The sequence below is a fragment of the Natronospira proteinivora genome (assembly GCF_024170465.1).
GTDB classification, from domain to species: Bacteria; Pseudomonadota; Gammaproteobacteria; order Natronospirales; family Natronospiraceae; genus Natronospira; species Natronospira proteinivora.
In genome coordinates this window covers 802382-820905 of the sequence record NZ_JALJYF010000001.1, presented here as the reverse complement: position 1 = coordinate 820905, position 18524 = coordinate 802382, and the positions used below count along the sequence as shown (strand labels likewise).

The window sequence follows — 18524 nt, the reverse complement described above, 5'->3', positions numbered from 1 at the left end:
ATTTCCCCAAGCTGTCACAAGGCTTCAAAGCAATTGCTGTCCAGGTTCTTCTTCACATCCCCGGCCTTGAAAACCTGTCCATTCATGAACAACCAGGTTCCAGCCGGCAGGCACTGGGTCGCGGCAAAGGCGGCACCAATATTGAAAATCGCATCACTGGAGCGGAAACGGGCCGGACTCAGGGAACCAGTGAGCACCACCGTACGATCTCCAGTCTCGGCGATGGCCTCAGCCGTCTTGGCCATGGTATCAGTACCATGGGTAATCAGAATCCGTTTTTCCGGCGCGGACTGAACGGCTTCCCGAATCCTCAAACGGTCCGCGTCATCGATCTCGAGACTGTCTTTCTGCATCAATTCCTGAACGGTCCAGGGGTGCTTCACCAAGGCCTCTTCCAGTACATGACCGATAACCGGATCCCCCACCTCAAACTGACTGCGGGCATCAAAATAGATCTTGTCGATGGTCCCACCGGTGGTAATGATTCGAATACCGTCATGAGCACCGCTTTCCTGAGCCGTTGGCTGATTCACCCTTTACACCTCCTGAGCAACCGATATCACAAATTTGATTTACCGCCGGGTCCGGAATCCTACCATGGCCAGGACTGCGGCCGGGGCCGGTGAATGGGCAAGCCCAGGGTCAAAAAGAACTCTCGTTTCCCCTTGTCTGACTGGGCGGCGCCAAAGAGAATTGGTCCCAGTGGGGTGGCTGCCCCCATAAACAGCTTGCCGCCATAAGCGATCTCATCACTGGGGGTGCCCTGGCCGTGGTCCCAGCCCGCCCCGGCGGCTATGCCGGCGCCGGCATAGAATGCCCCTGCCCCGGAACCCAGTTCCGGGGCTCCCATTTGACGAAACCACACCGCACGCAAACCGGCCACCCGGTCTGCCCGCAACTCACCACTTCGATAACCACTCAGCGAGGTGGGCCCACCCAGGGGGAATTGCTGCTGAAACCCAAGGGGGCGATCACCCTGCCCCCATTCCCCGGCCAGCATGAAACGATGTTGCTCACGCTTCCAGAAATGGGCCAGCTGTGCCGATTCCCGCCGGAATTCCCGATCACTGCCCATGGACTCGGCGGCCTGTTCCAGGTGGCCTTCAAAGAACTGCCCCTCACTCGGCCATTCCGCATGATCCAGCCTGTCATAACGCAGCAACAGGCGATTACCGCTCAAATAGAGAGCTTCCCCGTCCATGCCAGCCTGGCCGATTCGGGCCTCGTTGGTCTGGCGCACTCGCCATGCCCCCAGTCGGGCCTCCCCGTGAGCCCCGAAACGAAGCCCAGCATCCATCCCCGCCCGGGAATTTCGCGTACTGATATCAGCCAGCCGATCACCATCATCGAAGGCGGAGATAACGGATGCTTCGTGGGAAAGCAGGCCGGAGAGAAAAAAACGCCCGGCTGGCGACAATGGTTGAAAGAACTCTGTCCGAATCGCGCGCATTTGTCCCAATTGGACTTCATTTCGCCATTCGGCACCTAGGCGATTGATACTCGGCCGGGTATGCCCAATACGCAGGTTGTAATGGGCCCCACCATCAAAATCATCAAACATTTCCAGACCCAGACGAAGATGGTGGGGGCCCTGATCCCGTTCCACCACGTCCAGGATCAGTTTCGAGTCATTGTCCCGACTATCCACTCGGAAATCGACACTCTCGATTTCCCCCAGCTGCTGCAAGCGGCTAATATCCCCCTGCAAGACATTCAGGGCCAGCGGCTCGCCTTCCCGGGTTTCCATCAGGGCCTCCAAGCGCCGTACCGACAGCCGCCGCAATCCGCGAAACTCAATGGCATAAACCTCACCGAAATCATCCGGATCCAGACGCTGGTCCTCCAGAAAGCGCTGATGGTCCGAGGTAGCAATGCCCAGCCCCCGCAAAGCCAGATGCTTGTCCCAGGCCGCCCTCTCCCCGGCGGCTGCGGCGTCGGCCGCCCGATGGAAATCCTGGGCGTTCAGGCCATCCAGCTCCGGTTCGATGAGAATATCGGATTCCGCCAGCAAACCCAGTGCCCGTTGCAGATTGTTGTGTAAAACCAGGGTCGTCACCTGAACCGAGAGAGCAAAGATATCGTTCAGCTCGCTTCGCTCCTGCAGAGGGGAACCCACATTCACCGCGATGATGATATCCGCTCCTTCATCCAGGGCCGTTTCAACCGGGAGGTTCTCCACCAGTCCCCCGTCCACCAAAAGATGGTCATCCACCAGAACTGGCGCAAATACGCCCGGGACGGACATGCTGGCCCGAATGGCTTTGGAGAGACGCCCCGAGTCCAGCACCTTCTTGCTGCCGGACTCCAGATCCGTTGCCACGGCCCGGAAGGGAATGGGCAAGTCGTTGAAATCCCGGACATCCGCTGTTCTCAGGGAGGCCTGTTCCAGAAGAAAGGCCAGGTTCCGGCCCTCAATCAGGCCCTGAGGCAGGTGTAATACACCATCGGCCCAGCTCACCTCCAAATCAAAGAGGAAACGCTCATCATCCTCCTTGGCCCGGTAGGCGAGTGATCGTCGAGGCAATCGATCGGACAGGGCCGTGTCCCAATCCATTTCCCGAAGCCACGTCTCGATTTCATCCGGAGACCAACCGCTGGCATACAAGCCCCCAACAATGGCCCCACCACTGGTGCCCACCACCACGTCCACCGGCACTTCCAGCTCCTCCAGTACCCGCAATACCCCCAAATGGGCACCGCCCCGGGCGCCACCGCCGCTAAGAACCAATCCAATCCGCGGTCGTTCGGCCGATGCAGAGCTGGAATCCCGATCACCCTCCAGGGCCGGATCCCCCAGGGCTATTGCCGGGAACAGCAGCAACAAGCCGCAAAAAGGAATCAGCCAGCATCCCAAGCCAGGGGTAGAAGCAAGCCTATTCAGAAGGCGGGGCAGATAGGGGGCTTTCATTGTCTTCTTCCATGTGCTTTGATGGAGTCGTGATGGCGACAGAATAGAAATCAACGATGACAAGCATACGATTCATCACAGCGCTCGTCTGCATCCTGCTGGGGATACTACTCATCTCGGGTCCGGCCCTCCTGGCCCAAGATGATAGCAGTAATGTCCAGGCCCAGAGCGAAGGCGGCCAGGGGGTTATCCTGCGTGTCGATGGCGCCATCGGCCCCGCCACCCTGGACTACTTGCGCCGGAGCATTAGCAATGCTGGAGACGACAATCAGCACCTGATCATCATCGAGATGGACACACCAGGCGGCCTGGTGGATACCACTAGGGAGATCAATAAGGCCATTCTCTCCTCCCGGGTGCCGGTAGTGGTCTATGTCTCTCCTTCCGGCTCCCGGGCCGCCAGCGCCGGCACGTTCATCATGTATGCCAGCCACGTGGCGGCGATGGCGCCGGCCACTTCCCTGGGCGCAGCCACCCCGGTCCAGATCGGTGGCGCCCCCATGGATCCCGAAGACGCCGAAGAGGAAAACGGTGAGGAGGATGCGCCGGAACCCCAGGGCGATGCCGAACGCAAGGCCATTAATGACGCGGTCAGCTATATTCGCAGTCTGGCCGAGCAACGCGGCCGTAACGCCGACTGGGCCGAGCGTGCGGTCCGTGAAGCCGCCACACTCAATTCCCGGGAAGCCCTGGAAGAGAACGTCATCGATATTGTGGCCACTGATCTGGACGATCTGCTGAGCCAGGTTCATGGAATGGAAGTCGACACCGAGGTGGGCACCATCCGCCTCAATACCGAAAACCTCTCCCTGGAACGCCAGGACCCGGACTGGCGCACCGAACTGCTCAGTGTCCTGACAAACCCCACTGTGGCTTATCTCTTGATGCTGATCGGCATTTACGGACTGATCTTCGAAGGCTACAACCCAGGAGCCATCGTACCCGGCGTTGTCGGGGCCATCTGTCTTCTCCTGGCACTGTTCGCCTTTCAGGTATTGCCGGTCAATTATGCCGGCTTCGCGCTCATTGCCCTGGGTCTTGCATTGATAATCAGCGAGGCCTTTGTACCCAGCTTTGGTATCCTGGGGATTGGTGGGCTTATCTCCTTTGTCATCGGATCGATTATTCTCATGGATACGGATGTACCCGGCTTTGGCATCCCCTTACCCCTAATTGCCACCGTCAGTATCATCGGCGGCTTGCTGACCTTTTCCATTATTGGTTTTGCTCTGCGAGCGAGGCAGTCTCCCGTGGTAAGTGGACACGAGGAGATGATTGGCCTGATTGCCACAGCCCGGGAAGATTTCACCGAAAGCGGGCAAATCTGGGTCCGCAGTGAAATCTGGCGAGGCCGAAGCAGCCGACCGGTTTCCAAGGGTGATAAACTTCGGGTGGTCGACATTGACGGTCTCGTCCTCCAGGTGGAACCTCTGGATAACGAAGACCAGAATTGAAACACTAGACTGTACGACTCGGACTCAACGGGAGCGGATCATGGGTACCTATATTCTTCTCACCATTGTCGGGATCATCGTCCTGCTTCTGGTGAGCATGTTCAAGATTCTGAACGAATACGAGCGTGGCGTGATCTTCATGCTTGGCCGGTTCTACAAGGTAAAGGGGCCTGGCCTGATCATCGTCATCCCTCTCATTCAGGAAATGGTCAAGGTGGATCTGCGAACCATTGTTCTGGATGTTCCGAGCCAGGATGTGATCTCTCGGGACAATGTCTCCGTTAAGGTCAATGCGGTGATCTACTTCCGTATTATCGATCCTGAGAAGGCCGTGATTCAGGTGGCCAATGTATTTGATGCCACCAGCCAGCTGGCCCAGACCACCCTGCGTTCCGTGCTGGGCAAACATGATCTCGATGAGATGCTGGCCGAGCGGGACAAATTGAACTCTGATATCCAGGAGATATTGGACGAACACACCGATGCCTGGGGCATCAAGGTGACCAACGTCGAAATCAAGCATGTGGATATTGACGAAAGCATGATTCGGGCCATCGCCAAGCAGGCAGAAGCCGAGCGTAACCGGCGGGCCAAGGTCATCCACGCCCAGGGTGAGCAGCAGGCGGCCGAGCAACTGGTTCAGGCTGCCGATCAACTGGTCACCAACCCCCAGGCTCTGCAGCTGCGTTATCTGCAGACCCTCACCGATGTGGCCGGCGAGAAGAGCTCCACCATTGTATTCCCCCTGCCCATGGATGTGATCGAACCGCTAATGAAGAAACTCAAGGGCGACAAGTAAACGGCAGTGTCGCCTGATCAACAAAAAAGCCGCGCCAGAAGGCGCGGCTTTTTTGTGTCTAAAAACTTCAGAGAGTTTTTATCTACTCATCCTTGATATAGGCCAGCGAAAAGGAGCCCGGCCCCACGTTGACGCCGGCGGTGGTGCTCATCACCGAGAGCATGGTTTCCACACCGTGCTTTTTCGCAATCCGACAGAGCTCCTTGTATTTGGCATAGCGCTTGATGACTTCTGGATTACCCGCATAGCTCATACAGATGGTATTGGTCAGAAGCTTATCTGCCTTGACTAGCTCTATGGTGTCATCCAACAGAACATTGACCGCGTTCTCAAAGCCCTGAATTTTCTTGATGGCCCTACTTTCGCCCTGATTCATGAGGATAATGGGCTTCATGTCCAGGGCCGAGCCTAGCTTGAAACTCAGCCACCCTACACTCTTATCGCCCTTCTTCCGGGCCCGGTGATAAACAAAGTGCAGGTCTTCCGGAATAAGGTGCGCATAGACCTTTTCACTGAGTGTATCCACGGCGGGCCGCAGCTTTTCCAGGGGCAAATTTTCCTTGCGAATCAGGCGCAGGGTTTCATGCACCAGCACGGCTTGGCCGGTAAATAGGGTCTTGCTGTCCAGCACACGCATGGCAAAAGGGGCATCGATTCCCTTCTTCTCTCGCACTGCCTTGTACTCATTCATCACCCCGTAAGAAGCCTGGTTGGCATTCTCAAAGGTCTCGCTGCGGGATTTGGAGAGGGTGACCATCAAGACTCGATCATACTCCAGCACCAGCTTTTCCAGAAAAAGCGCCTTGATCTTCTCAGGCTCCGGCGGTTCGGTCTCAGCCTCCGTGTTCTTGTTGGCCAAATAACGCTGGTAGAAACGCATGGTCGCCTGGGGGTCTCGTTCATCCACGAACAGTTCGCCCCCGAAGCGAAGATTGATGGGCACGATGTTTAGGCCGTACTTGTCGATGTAGCTGCGCGGCAGGTCACAGGCGGAATCGATCACGACGCCGATTTTCATTCCCATCTCCTTTGCATCGGTTTCAATGCCCTCGTCGAAACGGTCATTCCGGGGGGGAGCACAGCCCGGAAACATTGCTGACGGATTTGGTTGGGCAAGAGCAGACAGACGCATCAAACGTCTTCAGCTGATTCAAGCTTACTGCGCAACGTCCCAAATTTCATCATAAACCACCCTGAAAATCGCAATTTATCGCGCTTTCTTCAGGTTCGGCGTCACGCTTTACGAAGTGACTCCCACGCCGCATTCAGGCGTTTTGGAGATACCGGCTCCGCGGTTCCCAGTTCCTGGGCAAAAAGGGAGACTCGATATTCCTCGATCAGCCAGCGATAATGGGCCAATGCCGGATTGTCCCCCGCCGGCCCCGGCTCAGGTAGATGCTGACGCAGCTTTTGCCAATATGGGCGAATCTCGGCGGAAAGCCGGGTATCCCGGGGGTTTCCCTGCTTGAGCTTTTCCAGTCGCTTTTCTATGGCCTGCAAATAGCGCGGATAGGATCGTAGCCTGTCCCGGGGCACAGACTGAAGGAACCCCGGAAAGATCAGGTAATCCAGCTGCTCGGCGATCTCCTTGCCGGCCTTGAGCAGCACCGGGTTCATTTTGCCCCCCAGTTCCCGCCGCAACCCGTCATGGCGCTCCAGGATCTCACCGCACAGATCCCGCCATTGTTCCCCCGCGGGAATCAAATCCGCCGCTCTCTGACGGCACAGGGCTTCAAAGTCCTCATGGCCCCGCGGCAAGGGTTGATCCGCCAGAATGGCCGCATCGATGGCAAGTGCCAGCAAGGCCTCGCGGAAGGCCGCATCCCCTCCAAACTTGCGGTAACGAAGAACAATCTTATTCACGCCGGGCAGCTTCTTTACCTGCTCGGCCTGTTGCTGCAAGCGAAAACTCACCAGCCGCCGGACACCGGCCCAGCTCATGGCCTCGGCCGTTTCCGGGTCATCGTGGAGCACCAGAGCCACCCCATTGCCGCAATCCTTGAGCGCCGGGGCCACCTTCAATCGAACCCCGTGGCGCTCCACTTCCACTTGCTCGGGCATGGTGCCGAAATCCCAGCGCCGGGTTTCCCGGTCCGGCCATTCGGGGGTGCCGGCGGTGCCGGCCGATTCACTGGCACGATGGCTGTACTCCCCTTTTAGTGCCTTGAGGTCACTGCTCTCCGCCACCGTCCGACCCTCGCCATCCAGCAAGCGAATGGTCAGGCGCAGATAATCCGGCAGCTGATCCAGGCGGAAATCTTCCGGCTCCACGGTGGTTCCGGTCATCCGGCTAAGCTGGCGGGCTAATGCCTGGGGCATGGCTTGGCCCGGCTCCATGGCATCCAGTGCCGCGCCGGCAAAATCGGGCGCCGGGACGAAATTCCGCCGCTGGGCCTTGGGCAGGGAGCGGATCAAGGCGGTGGCCTTCTCTTCCCGCCAGCCCGGAATCATCCAATCCAGATCGGCCGGGTGGAGCTGATTGATCAAGGCCAGGGGCAGCAACAGCACGGCCCCGTCCCGTTCACCGCCGGGCTCAAAGTGATATTCCACCGAGACGGGAATCCCCTGAATGCGAACATGATCCGGGAAGGCCTTTTCCAGGGCCTCCGCTTCCCGGGCCATGACATCGGATCGCTGCATCCGCAGGCTCTGATCCAGTTGCTTCCCCCCCTGCTTCAAAGCGCCTTGCAAGGAGGCCAGGTCCCGTACCGTGTCCGGCAAGCGCGCCTCATAGAAAGCCGCCAGCTCACCCTCTTCCTTCAACAAATCCCGGCGGCGCCGCTTGGCTTCCAGGTCCCGAACCTCCTCAATCAAAGCCAGGTTGTGCTTGAGAAAGGCGGGCTTTCGGGGCAAATCGCCGGCCACCAGGCCCTCGCGAATAAATATTTCACGAGCGGCATCCGGCTCGACCCGCCCGTAGTTGATCCGGCGCCGGGCCACCAGGTCCAGGCCAAAGAGACTCACCCGCTCGTAGCCGGCCACCCGCCCCTTCCGGGATTGCCAGAAGGGCTCGAAATACTCCCGCTTAACGATGTGGGCGGCCGCCTCTTCCAGCCAGGCCGGCTCAATACCGGCCACATTGCGGGCAAAGGTTCTTGAGGTCTGCACCAACTCTGCCGCCATCACCCACTTTGGGGCTTTTTTGAACAGGCCTGAGCCCGGGAATATCCAGAACTGCAGGCCGCGAGGCCCTTCGTAGGCATGCTGCTCGCCCTTGCGACCCACCTGGGTAAGCAGCCCTGACAACAGGGCCTTGTGGATTTCAGCGTACTCCGCCGACTGCTCGTTCATGCGAAGCCCCATGTCTCGCAAGCCCAGACGCAGCTGGCGCATGAGATCGCCCCATTCCTCCATGCGCAGGGGTGCCAGAAAGTGGCGCTTGGCCCATTTGCGCCGCTGGTTGCGGGACAGGCCCTCGGTTTCCCGGCGATAGCGGCGCCAGAGATTGAACAGGGAGAGAAAGTCCGACTGCTTGTCCTGGTCCTCAGCATGGGCTTCGTCAGCTGCCTCGCGGGCATTGGCCGGTCGTTCGCGGGGATCCTGGATACTCAGGGCCGAGACAATCACCAGAACCTCGCTCAAACTGCCGAGACGTGCTGCTTCCAGCAGCATGCGACCTTGACGGGGATCTACGGGCAAACGGCCAATGCGACGACCGGTCTCGGTGACTCGCCGGCGCTCATCCAGGGCCCCCAATTCCTCCAGCAGCCGGAACCCGTCCCGAATCAGGCCTTCCTCCGGCGGGTCCACAAAGGGGAAATCGTCCGGATCACCCAGCTTGAGCAGACGCATCTGCAGAATCACACTGGCCAGATTGCTGCGCTGGATCTCGGGCTCGGTAAAGGCCGGCCGGGATTCGAAATCCTCTTCCCCATAGAGACGGAGACAGATCCCCGGCCCAAGGCGACCACAGCGTCCGGCCCGCTGGGCGGCGCTGGCCTGGGAAATGGATTCAATGGGTAGACGCTGAACCTTGCTGCGGTAGCTATAGCGACTGAGCCGAACCAGGCCGCTGTCGATCACGTAGCGGATGCCCGGCACCGTCAGGGAGGTCTCGGCCACATTGGTGGCCAGGATTACTCGCCGGCGCGGTCCCCCGGGCTTGAAGACCCGGTCCTGGTCGCGGGACGACAGCCGCCCATAAAGGGGAAGAATTTCGGTATCGCGAAAGGACTGCTTGGACAGGTAATCCGCCGCATCCCGGATTTCCCGTTCCCCCGGCAAAAATACCAGCACATCCCCCGGTCCCTCCCGCCACAGCTCCTTTAAGCCCTGGGCGATACCCTGGGAGACGCTTAAGTCTTCCGCGTCTGACTCCGACTCCGAGGCCAGGGGGCGATAACGAACCTCCACCGGATAGGTTCGGCCCGAGACTTCAATCACCGGGGCATCGTCAAAATGCCGCGAGAATCGCTCGGTATCCAGCGTTGCCGAGGTGATGATGATCTTGAGATCCGGGCGCCGGCGACTCAGTCGCTTCAGATAGCCCAGCAGGAAATCGATATTGAGGCTGCGCTCATGGGCCTCATCGATGATGAGCGTGTCATAGGCCAGCAGATCCCGGTCGGACTGGCTCTCAGCCAGCAACATGCCGTCGGTCACAAGCTTGATCTGGGTATCGGCGCTGACCTTGTCGGCGAAGCGAACCCGGTAGCCCACCAGATCCCCCAAGGGCGTTTCCAGTTCCTCGGCAATCCGGGCCGCCGTGCTTCGAGCCGCCACCCGGCGAGGCTGGGTGTGACCAATCTGCCCCCGGACCCCGCGACCCATTTCCAGACACAGTTTGGGCAACTGGGTGGTTTTGCCGGAGCCGGTCTCCCCGGCCACGATCACGATCTGATGGGATTCCAGGGCCTTGCGAATATCCTCCCGCCGCTCACTGACCGGCAATTCCTCGGGATATCGCGGTACCGGTTGGCGACGCCGACGCGCTTGGGCACGCTGGCGGGAGGCCTGGATTCGCTGCTCCAGGCGCGCCAATTCATCGGGCCGCCCACCACGGCCCTTCTTGATCCCTTGGAGTTTTTTTCCCAGGCGAGCGGCATCCGCCAGCATGCATTCATCCAGCTCGGATGCCAGCGCCTTGATGATTTCCTTCATGAATACTCAGTCGTCGGCGTTCTTGTTTTCGTCCCCAACCAGGCGAATGGGAAAAGGCTCGGTAACCGAACCCGTATAAAGGCTGCGATGGGGGAAAGGAATCTCGATATCCGCTTCGTCAAAGGCGTTTTTCACCATTTCCGGAATATTGTTGCGAAGCTCCAGGAAGTTCTCCCTGGTGGACCAGACATTAAATTGCAGGTCCAGCGAGGAGTCTCCAAAGCCGAGGAACAAGACATTGGGCTTGGGTTCGGTCAAACAGAGAGGATATTCGTCGGCCACATTGAGCAAAACTTCGCGAACCTTCTTAAGATTCTCCTTGTAGGCCACACCCACCTTGAGTTCAAAGCGCCGGATAGGAAAGTGTGTCAGGTTGATTATTTCAGACTTGATCAGGGTTTCATTGGGTACGCGGACATAGAGGTTATCGAAGGTTCGCAACTTCACCGACAACAGATCAATGGCGAGTACTTCTCCCACGGTTTCGCCCACACGGATGAAGTCGCCAATTTTGAACGGCTTCTCACCGATCAGGAATAAACCGCTGATAAGATTGGAAGCAGACGTCTGGGAGGCAAAACCGATGGCTACGGAGAGAATCCCCGCCGCCCCTAAAATCACGGTTAAGCTGAAACCGAGCTGGTGCAAGGCAGAGGTAGCAGCCAGAATAATGATGCCGTAGAAGATGAAACGACCCAGCAAGGCCGTCTGCTGTGGTTCCAGATATTTCTCCGAAACTCGCCGGGTAATCGCCGAAGTCAGCTTGGCCACCAACAGGCCCATCAGGACAATAATCACTGCCCTGAGGGTGTCCAGCCCTCGCTCAGACGTTAGAAACTCAATCAAATCCATTCAAAACTCCAGTGGCATCAGCCCAAGAGGCGATCCAGCGCGCGGAACAGGCCCTGCTTGTCCGGCACTTCCCGTGGCTCCGATAGAACCCGCACTTGCATGGAAGCCGGCAATCGCATTTCTTCCAGCTTCAACGCCCCTTCCTTGCCGTCACGGCCTCGCTCCAGTGTCAGCGGCTGTGTCCACAACTGGTGATTGGCCGAGGCGTAAAGGGTCAGGATCGGCAAGGGCACATTGATCCGTTCAATCAGTAAGGAGTCCTCCCCCTTGTTGCGGACCGTCACCGGTGTCAACACCCGATGTGGTCGTTGTACCACGTCTTCCATGCGAAGCCTTGCCAGGCTGCGGCTGGCATAGCAGACATCCCCTTCCCGGGTGTTGGCACCGAAGAAGGAATCGGAGGGCCGGTACCCCGGCATTTCCCCCAGGGCCACCACTTTCTCCCCTTCCACTGCTTGCACCTGCACCCAGACGGAGGTACTGACATGGATCACCGTCTCCTCCCCGGGCGGCACATACAAAGGGATGTCCGGACGCACCACTACCGAGCGATCCGCCACTCTTGGCACCAAACGCAAACAGCTCGGCGCCTTACCCAAGGCATAACGAGCCAGGGTCATGTCTGGAAACGCCTCAATATCGTCCAGGCCGGCATGTTCCACTGACGTATCCAAGGGATCGTCACCATAATGCCAGGCCAGCCGCCACTCCTGGGGCCACCAGCGTGCCTGCAGTCGCAGGGGGCCGATATGCCAGCTCATGCCCCGCTGCTCAGGATCCATCGGGTAATCACCCCACCAGGGCCGGGTTTTGGTGGCCGCGTCCGCATCGGCCATGGCCAGTAATGCATCCTGCTGCTGTTCGGTTTCAGTCATTACCCGTCTCTTTAAGTTTGGCCGCATCCCAGAGGGCGTCCATATCCGCCAGGCTGGCACCGGCCGTATTGCGGCCTTCGGCCTTTAAACCCGATTCCACGGCGCGGAACCGACGTTCAAACTTGGCATTGCATTGGCGCAGGGCCTTCTCCGGATCCAGTTTGAGATGCCGGGCCACATTGGTCACCGCGAACAACAGATCTCCCAGCTCCGCTTCCAGCCTCGCTCTGCCCTGGTCCTCGTCCATGGCTTCCTGCAGCTCATCCAGCTCTTCGCGCACCTTATCCAGTGGGCCGGAACGATCCGGCCAGTCAAAGCCCACCCGGCTGGCCCGCTTGCCCAACTTGGTGGCCCGGGCCAGGGCCGGCAGGGCCAGGGGAACATCGTCCAGGGCCGAGTGCTCGCCTTTTTCAGCCCGTTCAGCCGCCTTGATGGCTTCCCAGCCGGCTGTCTGGGCTTCTTCCGAATCGTAATGCCCATCGCCGAAAACATGGGGATGTCGGCGAATCAATTTCTCCGTCATGCCCTCGGCCACATCATCCAGATCAAAGACCCCTTCTTCCTCGGCCATGCGTGCATGAAAAATCACCTGGAACAGCAGATCGCCTAATTCATCCTTCAAGGCCTGGCGATCCCCCAAACGAATGGCCTCATCCACTTCATAGGCCTCTTCGATGGTAAAGGGGGCAATGCTGGAGAAATCCTGTTCCCGATCCCAGGGGCAGCCGTCCGGTGCCCTTAGCCTGGCCATGACGGCACGCAGTCGTTCCATGGGATTCTCATTTCGGCTCATTGATCGACCTACCTTTCATGTTCCGTCCTCTTCCAGTATCTGACTCATGCCCACCAGCATAGCGGCCGTTGCTCCCCATACGCGATAACCCCGCCAATCGATCTGGTAGTAACTCAGAGTATGACCGCGAAAATCAGCCTGCTGCTGGGCATGGTTGGCGGGGTCCATGAGATGAGCCAATGGCACTTCAAAGACCTCGGCCACTTCAAAAGGGTCCGGTGCCACGGCAAAACCCGGTTGAAGCAAGCCCACCACGGGCGCGACGGCAAATCCGGTGATGGTCATATAGGGGCGCAGATAACCGCGAATATGAATTCGGTCGGCGTCAATGCCCACCTCTTCCCGGGTTTCCCGAAGCGCTGTGGCCTCCAGGTCCGGATCACCCACCTCGCAACCACCCCCCGGAAAACAGATCTGGCCGGGATGATCCGCCAGATGATCGGTTCGGCGGGTCAACAGGATGGTGGGCTCCTGTTCATGCGCCACGATGGGAATCAAGACGGCAGCGGGCCGGGGCTTGACCGGTCGCTGAAGACTGGCCGGCACATCCCCATGCACGCCATAACGGGCCTCGGCGGCCAAATCCTTGGGTGGACCCGACTGGTCCAGCTGGCCCAGCAACCGCGCCAACAGGGTCCCGCCTCCGGTATTCATGCTGACCGCCATGCCAATGGCCTCCTGACAAGCCGTGAATGGTCGCCATGGGTGGCAGCTTGACGCCACCCATGGCGGGTTCTGTGCTAGCTAGCTTTTGATACCACCTTTGGTGAGTTCCACCGCATCCAGCAGACGGGCCAACTCTTCATCCGGGAGGTCAGTCTCTTCCCGGGCCACATCCATGATGGGGCGGCCGTCGGCATAGGCCTTTTTGGCAATAGCCGCGCCCTTCTCATAGCCGATCACCGGGTTCATGGCCGTTACCAGAATGGGGTTTTTCGCCAGCGCTTCCCGCAGATTGGCTTCATTGACCTTAAAGCCATCGATGGCCTTGTCGGCCAGCTGGGTACTACCATTGGACAGCAATTCAATGCTCTGCAGCAGGTTGTAGCCGATCACCGGCAGCATGACATTGAGCTCGAAATTACCGGACTGCCCGCCCACGGTAATGGTGCTGTCATTGCCGATCACCTGGGCCGACAGCATGCAGACCGCTTCCGGGATCACCGGGTTGATTTTGCCGGGCATGATGGAGGAACCCGGCTGCAGGGCCGGCAGGGTGATCTCGCCCAGGCCGGCCAGAGGACCGCTGTTCATCCAGCGCAGATCGTTGGCAATCTTCATCAGGGAAACCGCCACGGTCTTGAGTTGACCGGACAGTTCCACCGCCGTGTCCTGGGTGGCGATGGTCTCGAACTTGTCTTCGGCAGACTCGAAGGCCACGCCGGTGCGTTCTGCCAAGTGCTTGGCGAAGCTATCGGCGAACTGCTCATGGGCATTGATGCCCGTGCCTACCGCGGTGCCGCCCTGGGCCAGTCCGTACAGGCGCGGCAGGGTGGCCTCCACCCGGGCACAACCCCGACGCACTTGGGTGGCCCAGGCGCCCATGGTCTGATCAAAGCGGGCCGGCATGGCATCCATCAGATGAGTGCGGCCGGTCTTGGCCACATTGGACAGTTCGCCGGCCCGGCGCTCAATGGTACCGGCCAGGTGGCGCAGAGCGGGCAGCAGGCGTTCGTTGACTTCCAGCGCGGCGCTGACGTGAATGGTGGTGGGAATCACGTCATTGGAGCTCTGTCCCATGTTCACGTCGTCATTGGGATGCACCTTGTCGCCGAGCTTGTCGGTGGCCAGGCGGGCAATCACCTCATTGGCGTTCATATTGGAGCTGGTGCCGGAACCGGTCTGGAAAACATCTACCGGAAAATGGGCATCGTGACGACCGGAAGCCACTTCTTCCGCGGCCGCCTGGATGGCATCAGCGCGGGCGTCATCCAATAAACCCAGTTCCCGGTTGGCCGCCGCCGCCGCCCATTTCACCAGACCCAGGGCTCGGATAAAGGCACGCGGCATGTGCAGGCCGCTGATGGGGAAGTTCTCCACGGCACGCTGAGTCTGCGCGCCCCAGAGTGCCTCCTCCGGCACTTGAAGCTCGCCCATGCTGTCCTTCTCGATCCGGAAACCCTTGCTCGACATCACTGACTCCTAAGGTTGTTTATCTGGGGTTAGGTACAAATGATCATTGTCACGGCCCACAAGAGCCCGCTGGCGGGCAGCCCCTGAAGGCCTTTTCCTGTAAAATGCTGATTTTACCATTTACAGCTGATTAAGGGATTTTGATGAGCGAGCATGCCCTCACCGCACTCTCCCCCCTGGATGGCCGATACGCCGGAAAGACCGAAGCCCTCAAACCCTTCTGCAGCGAAGCGGGCCTGATCCGCTATCGCGCCCTGGTGGAGCTGCGCTGGCTGGCCGCCCTGGCCGATGAACCCGGAATTCCCGAGCTGCCCGCACTCAGCAGCGATGCCAAGACCTGGCTGGAAGCCCTGATACAGGGTTTTGGCCCGGCTGATGCCGCCCGGGTCAAGGCCATTGAGAAAACCACCAACCATGACGTAAAGGCGGTGGAATATTACTTAAAAGAGTGCGTGAAGGATAATCGGGAACTCAATGATAAATCTGAGTTTTTTCACTTCGCATGCACCTCGGAAGACATCAACAATCTGTCCTATGCCCTGATGCTGGCCGACACCCGGGACCAGGTCCTTCTGCCGGCCGTGGACGGCCTGATTGAGAAGCTGCGAAGCATGGCCCATCAATATGCCGATGTGCCCATGCTCTCCCGCACCCACGGCCAGCCGGCCTCGCCCACCACCCTGGGCAAGGAACTGGCCAATGTGGTCCATCGGCTGCGCCGCCAACGCCAGCGCCTGGCCGACGTGGCCATTCTCGGCAAGATCAATGGCGCGGTGGGCAATTACAACGCCCATCTCTCCGCCTACCCGGAGGTGGACTGGCCCAAACTGGCACAAGGCTTCGTGGAAAGCCTGGGAATCGACTGGAACCCCTATACCATCCAGATCGAGCCTCATGACTACATGGCCGAGCTGTTCGACGCCGCTGCCGGCATCAACACCATCCTGATCGATCTGTCCCGGGATATCTGGGGCTATATCGCCCTCGGCTACTTCAAGCAGAAGACCGTGGCCGGCGAGGTGGGCTCCTCCACCATGCCCCACAAGGTCAATCCCATCGACTTCGAGAATGCCGAGGGCAATCTGGGCATCGCCAATGCCCTGTTCCGCCATTTGGCCGACAAGCTGCCCATTTCCCGCTGGCAGCGGGATCTCACCGACTCCACCGTGCTGCGCAATGTGGGCACGGCCTTCGGCTACGGCCAGATCGCCTTTGCCGCCCTGGAAAAGGGCCTGGGCAAGCTGGAGGCGGAACCGGCCAAGCTGGCCGCCGACCTGGACGCCAACTGGGAAGTCCTGGCCGAGCCCATCCAGACCGTCATGCGTCGCTACGGCATCGAGTCTCCTTATGAGAAGCTCAAGGAACTGACCCGCGGCACCCGGGTGGACCAGGCCGGCATGCAGGCCTTCATCGACGGCCTGGACCTGCCCGAAGAGGCCCGTCAGCGGCTCCGGGCACTAACCCCGGCCACTTACATCGGCAACGCAGCAGAGCAGGCCCGTGCGGTATAAACTCAATCTCAAGGGACTGGAGCCGGTCCGCTTTCTGTCCCGCTATTGGCAGAAAAAACCGGCCCTGTTCCGCCAGGTGATCGAGGACTTCCAATCCCCCTTGAGCCCGGAGGAACTGGCCGGGCTGGCCTGTGAGGCGGATGTGGAAAGCCGCCTGGTCGAGGGCCCGCCGGAGGGTCCCTGGACCCTACGCCAGGGGCCTTTCAGCGCGGCGGACTTCGAAGCCCTGCCGGCGCGGGACTGGACCCTGCTGGTCCAGGATGTGGACAAGCACTTGCCGGAACTGGCCAAGATCCTGGACAGCTTCGACTTCCTGCCCCGCTGGCGGATGGATGATCTGATGATCAGCTACGCCCCCGAGGGTGGCTCCGTGGGCCCGCACCTGGACGCCTATGATGTCTTCCTGCTCCAGGCCCGCGGCACCCGTCGCTGGGCCATCAATGAAAAGCCCACCGACCTGAGCCGCCGGGATGACTGCGAGCTGGATGTGCTGGCCCACTTCGAAGCCGAGCAGGAATGGGTCCTGGAGCCGGGCGACATGCTCTATCTGCCGCCCGGGGTCGCCCATTTCGGCATCGCCGGCCCTGATTGCATGACCTTCTCGGTGGGGCTGCGCGCCCCCGACACCCCCGGCATGATTTCCGACTTTTCCGAGTTCGTCACCCAGCAATTGCCGGATGACAGCCGTTACCAGGACCCGGACCTGGCCCCCGAGGAGGCCGGCCCGAGGATCCATCCCAAGACCATCGAACGCCTGCGCGGCCTCTTCGACCATCTGGTCAATTCCAGCAATGAGGAACTGGGGGATTGGTTCGGGCGCTATATCACCGAGCCCAAACCCTGGCTGCGCTTCGAGACCGAGGCCGATCCCGCCCAGGCCGACACCGTGGATCAGCGCCTGGCCCAGGGCCATAGCCCCTTGCTGCGCAGCGATGTACTGGCGGTCTGGCGGGAAGGCCCGGATGGCCGCCCCCATGTCTTCGTGGACGGTGACATGGAAGTCTGGCCGGAGGTCTGCAAGGCGCTGTTGGACCGCCTCTTAAGCCGCGAACCCTTGCCGGAGGACTTTGAGCCGGGCCCGGATGATCGTAAGCTGATTGCCGACTGGATCGTGAAAGGCCGACTGGAGTGGATGGACGATGAATAAACAATTCACGGTACGCCCCGCCCAATGGCCGGATGACGTCCCCGCCCTGCGTGAAGTACGGGAACCGGTCTTCGTGGAGGAGCAGCAGGTGCCCCTGGCGTTGGAATGGGATGAGGACGATCCCAAGTGCATCCATGTCCTGGCCCACGATGGCGAAGGCCGTCCCATCGGCACCGGCCGCCTCTCCCGGGACGGCAAGGTGGGCCGCATGGCGGTCCTCAAGCCCTGGCGCGGGCATGGCGTCGGTGGCGCCATTCTTCAAGCCCTGCTGGATGAGGCCCGCAAGGCCGGCATCCCCGAATGCCGATTGCATGGCCAAACCTCGGCGCTGGGCTTTTACAACCGCTATGGCTTTAAGGCCGAAGGCGAGGAATTCATGGAAGCCGGCATCCCCCATTACCTGATGCGGCTTCGGATTTCGGAGGATGCCTCATGAGCGAGGAGACCCAGGACGCCGAAAGCCAGCCACTGGAGAGCCGGGACGACAGTCGCCAAGCCGCTGCCACCCTGGCCGGACTGGTCCGTCGGGAACTCATCATTTTCAGCCATAATCTGGAACCCCCGGTACTCGACCATGCCGAGATCATCGACCCCCTTCGCCAGTTCGTGGTGGCCAGCCGACACACCCGGATTCGGGTGCTTACCGTCGATCCGGTCCGGGCCCTGCGGGATGGTCATGGCCTGGTTCGCCTGGCCCAGCGGCTTCCGACCCATATTCAAATGCACCGTCCCCACGAGGACGATGCCGACGCGCGGGACACCTTCATCGTGGCCGATGAGACAGCCTATCTCTACCGCACCCTTGCCGATCGCTATGAGGGCCGCTGGAGCGAATATGATCCGGTCCGGGCCCGACAACTCCGCAAACGTTTCGATGCCCTGTGGGAGCGCAGCAAGCCGGAAAGCGAATTCCGCCGCCTGGGCGTTTAGACCACTGCAAGCCGAAAAAAGG

Annotated in this window: 15 protein-coding genes; 6 read left to right on the top strand and 9 right to left on the bottom strand. The window is 60.0% G+C overall.

Going from position 1 to position 18524, the window contains the following annotated elements; genetic code table 11:
• Positions 1 to 14: 14 nt before the first annotated feature.
• Positions 15 to 533, bottom strand: coding sequence for an asparaginase domain-containing protein (locus tag J2T60_RS03870; protein ID WP_253445674.1), 519 nt, complete (start codon positions 531 to 533; stop codon positions 15 to 17).
• A gap of 59 nt (positions 534 to 592) precedes the next feature.
• Entirely contained in the window at positions 593 to 2908 is a 2316-nt protein-coding gene (locus J2T60_RS03865; RefSeq protein WP_253445672.1) for a patatin-like phospholipase family protein, read from the bottom strand.
• 56 nt (positions 2909 to 2964) lie between these two features.
• On the opposite strand from J2T60_RS03865, the gene J2T60_RS03860 reads away from it, so the two are divergent.
• A complete protein-coding gene (locus J2T60_RS03860; RefSeq protein WP_253445670.1) occupies positions 2965 to 4362 on the top strand; it encodes an NfeD family protein in 1398 nt (465 codons plus the stop codon).
• Positions 4363 to 4402: 40 nt separating this feature from the next.
• Entirely contained in the window at positions 4403 to 5161 is a 759-nt protein-coding gene (locus J2T60_RS03855) for a slipin family protein (protein ID WP_253445668.1), read from the top strand.
• Positions 5162 to 5243: 82 nt separating this feature from the next.
• On the opposite strand, the gene J2T60_RS03850 is transcribed toward J2T60_RS03855, so the two are convergent.
• The 7 genes from J2T60_RS03850 to J2T60_RS03820 all read right to left on the bottom strand — a co-directional run bounded on the left by J2T60_RS03850 (position 5244) and on the right by J2T60_RS03820 (position 14914).
• Positions 5244 to 6179: a DegV family protein gene (locus tag J2T60_RS03850; protein WP_253445666.1), complete on the bottom strand. Its 936-nt coding sequence runs from the start codon at positions 6177 to 6179 to the stop codon at positions 5244 to 5246.
• A 215-nt stretch (positions 6180 to 6394) separates the two neighbouring features.
• Positions 6395 to 10261 (bottom strand): ATP-dependent RNA helicase HrpA, encoded by a 3867-nt coding sequence (gene hrpA, locus J2T60_RS03845; RefSeq protein WP_253445664.1) that lies wholly within the window; start codon positions 10259 to 10261, stop codon positions 6395 to 6397.
• A 6-nt stretch (positions 10262 to 10267) separates the two neighbouring features.
• Complete coding sequence (locus J2T60_RS03840; protein ID WP_253445663.1) at positions 10268 to 11113, bottom strand: mechanosensitive ion channel family protein; 846 nt, start codon at positions 11111 to 11113, stop codon at positions 10268 to 10270.
• Between the two features lie 17 nt (positions 11114 to 11130).
• Entirely contained in the window at positions 11131 to 11988 is an 858-nt protein-coding gene (locus J2T60_RS03835) for a DUF432 domain-containing protein (protein WP_253445661.1), read from the bottom strand.
• Positions 11981 to 12760 carry a nucleoside triphosphate pyrophosphohydrolase gene (gene mazG / locus J2T60_RS03830; RefSeq protein ID WP_253445659.1) on the bottom strand — a complete coding sequence of 260 codons (780 nt, stop codon included), beginning with the start codon at positions 12758 to 12760 and terminating at the stop codon, positions 11981 to 11983. Before mazG ends, J2T60_RS03835 begins: the two co-directional genes overlap by 8 nt.
• Before the next feature lie 36 nt (positions 12761 to 12796).
• Positions 12797 to 13447, bottom strand: a complete 651-nt coding sequence (locus J2T60_RS03825; protein WP_253445657.1) for a CoA pyrophosphatase — start codon at positions 13445 to 13447, stop codon at positions 12797 to 12799.
• A gap of 78 nt (positions 13448 to 13525) precedes the next feature.
• Positions 13526 to 14914 (bottom strand): class II fumarate hydratase, encoded by a 1389-nt coding sequence (locus J2T60_RS03820; protein WP_253445655.1) that lies wholly within the window; start codon positions 14912 to 14914, stop codon positions 13526 to 13528.
• 143 nt (positions 14915 to 15057) lie between these two features.
• Here J2T60_RS03820 and purB point away from each other — a divergent pair, with 143 nt between their 5' ends.
• Genes purB through J2T60_RS03800 form a run of 4 tightly spaced genes read left to right on the top strand, consistent with a single transcriptional unit; the run spans position 15058 to position 18502 of the window.
• Positions 15058 to 16425: an adenylosuccinate lyase gene (gene purB / locus J2T60_RS03815; RefSeq protein WP_253445653.1), complete on the top strand. Its 1368-nt coding sequence runs from the start codon at positions 15058 to 15060 to the stop codon at positions 16423 to 16425.
• The gene (locus J2T60_RS03810; RefSeq protein ID WP_253445651.1) at positions 16415 to 17572 is read left to right on the top strand and encodes a JmjC domain-containing protein; all 1158 of its coding nucleotides are present in this window, start codon (positions 16415 to 16417) and stop codon (positions 17570 to 17572) included. The genes purB and J2T60_RS03810 overlap by 11 nt, the downstream gene beginning before the upstream one ends.
• The gene (locus tag J2T60_RS03805) at positions 17565 to 18008 is read left to right on the top strand and encodes a GNAT family N-acetyltransferase (protein WP_253445649.1); all 444 of its coding nucleotides are present in this window, start codon (positions 17565 to 17567) and stop codon (positions 18006 to 18008) included. Before J2T60_RS03810 ends, J2T60_RS03805 begins: the two co-directional genes overlap by 8 nt.
• Positions 18005 to 18502 carry a DUF7931 domain-containing protein gene (locus J2T60_RS03800; RefSeq protein ID WP_253445648.1) on the top strand — a complete coding sequence of 166 codons (498 nt, stop codon included), beginning with the start codon at positions 18005 to 18007 and terminating at the stop codon, positions 18500 to 18502. Before J2T60_RS03805 ends, J2T60_RS03800 begins: the two co-directional genes overlap by 4 nt.
• Positions 18503 to 18524: the final 22 nt, after the last annotated feature.

Bases quoted from the DNA above. Each gene is read 5' to 3' on its own strand.
- J2T60_RS03865 (WP_253445672.1), bottom strand. From the start codon at position 2,908: ATGAAAGCCCCCTATCTGCCCCGCCTTCTGAATAGGCTTGCTTCTACC.
- J2T60_RS03860 (WP_253445670.1), top strand. From the start codon at position 2,965: ATGACAAGCATACGATTCATCACAGCGCTCGTCTGCATCCTGCTGGGG.
- J2T60_RS03855 (WP_253445668.1), top strand. From the start codon at position 4,403: ATGGGTACCTATATTCTTCTCACCATTGTCGGGATCATCGTCCTGCTT.
- J2T60_RS03850 (WP_253445666.1), bottom strand. From the start codon at position 6,179: ATGAAAATCGGCGTCGTGATCGATTCCGCCTGTGACCTGCCGCGCAGC.
- hrpA (WP_253445664.1), bottom strand. From the start codon at position 10,261: ATGAAGGAAATCATCAAGGCGCTGGCATCCGAGCTGGATGAATGCATG.
- J2T60_RS03840 (WP_253445663.1), bottom strand. From the start codon at position 11,113: ATGGATTTGATTGAGTTTCTAACGTCTGAGCGAGGGCTGGACACCCTC.
- J2T60_RS03835 (WP_253445661.1), bottom strand. From the start codon at position 11,988: ATGACTGAAACCGAACAGCAGCAGGATGCATTACTGGCCATGGCCGAT.
- mazG (WP_253445659.1), bottom strand. From the start codon at position 12,760: ATGGAACGACTGCGTGCCGTCATGGCCAGGCTAAGGGCACCGGACGGC.
- J2T60_RS03825 (WP_253445657.1), bottom strand. From the start codon at position 13,447: ATGGCGGTCAGCATGAATACCGGAGGCGGGACCCTGTTGGCGCGGTTG.
- J2T60_RS03820 (WP_253445655.1), bottom strand. From the start codon at position 14,914: ATGTCGAGCAAGGGTTTCCGGATCGAGAAGGACAGCATGGGCGAGCTT.
- purB (WP_253445653.1), top strand. From the start codon at position 15,058: ATGAGCGAGCATGCCCTCACCGCACTCTCCCCCCTGGATGGCCGATAC.
- J2T60_RS03805 (WP_253445649.1), top strand. From the start codon at position 17,565: ATGAATAAACAATTCACGGTACGCCCCGCCCAATGGCCGGATGACGTC.
- J2T60_RS03800 (WP_253445648.1), top strand. From the start codon at position 18,005: ATGAGCGAGGAGACCCAGGACGCCGAAAGCCAGCCACTGGAGAGCCGG.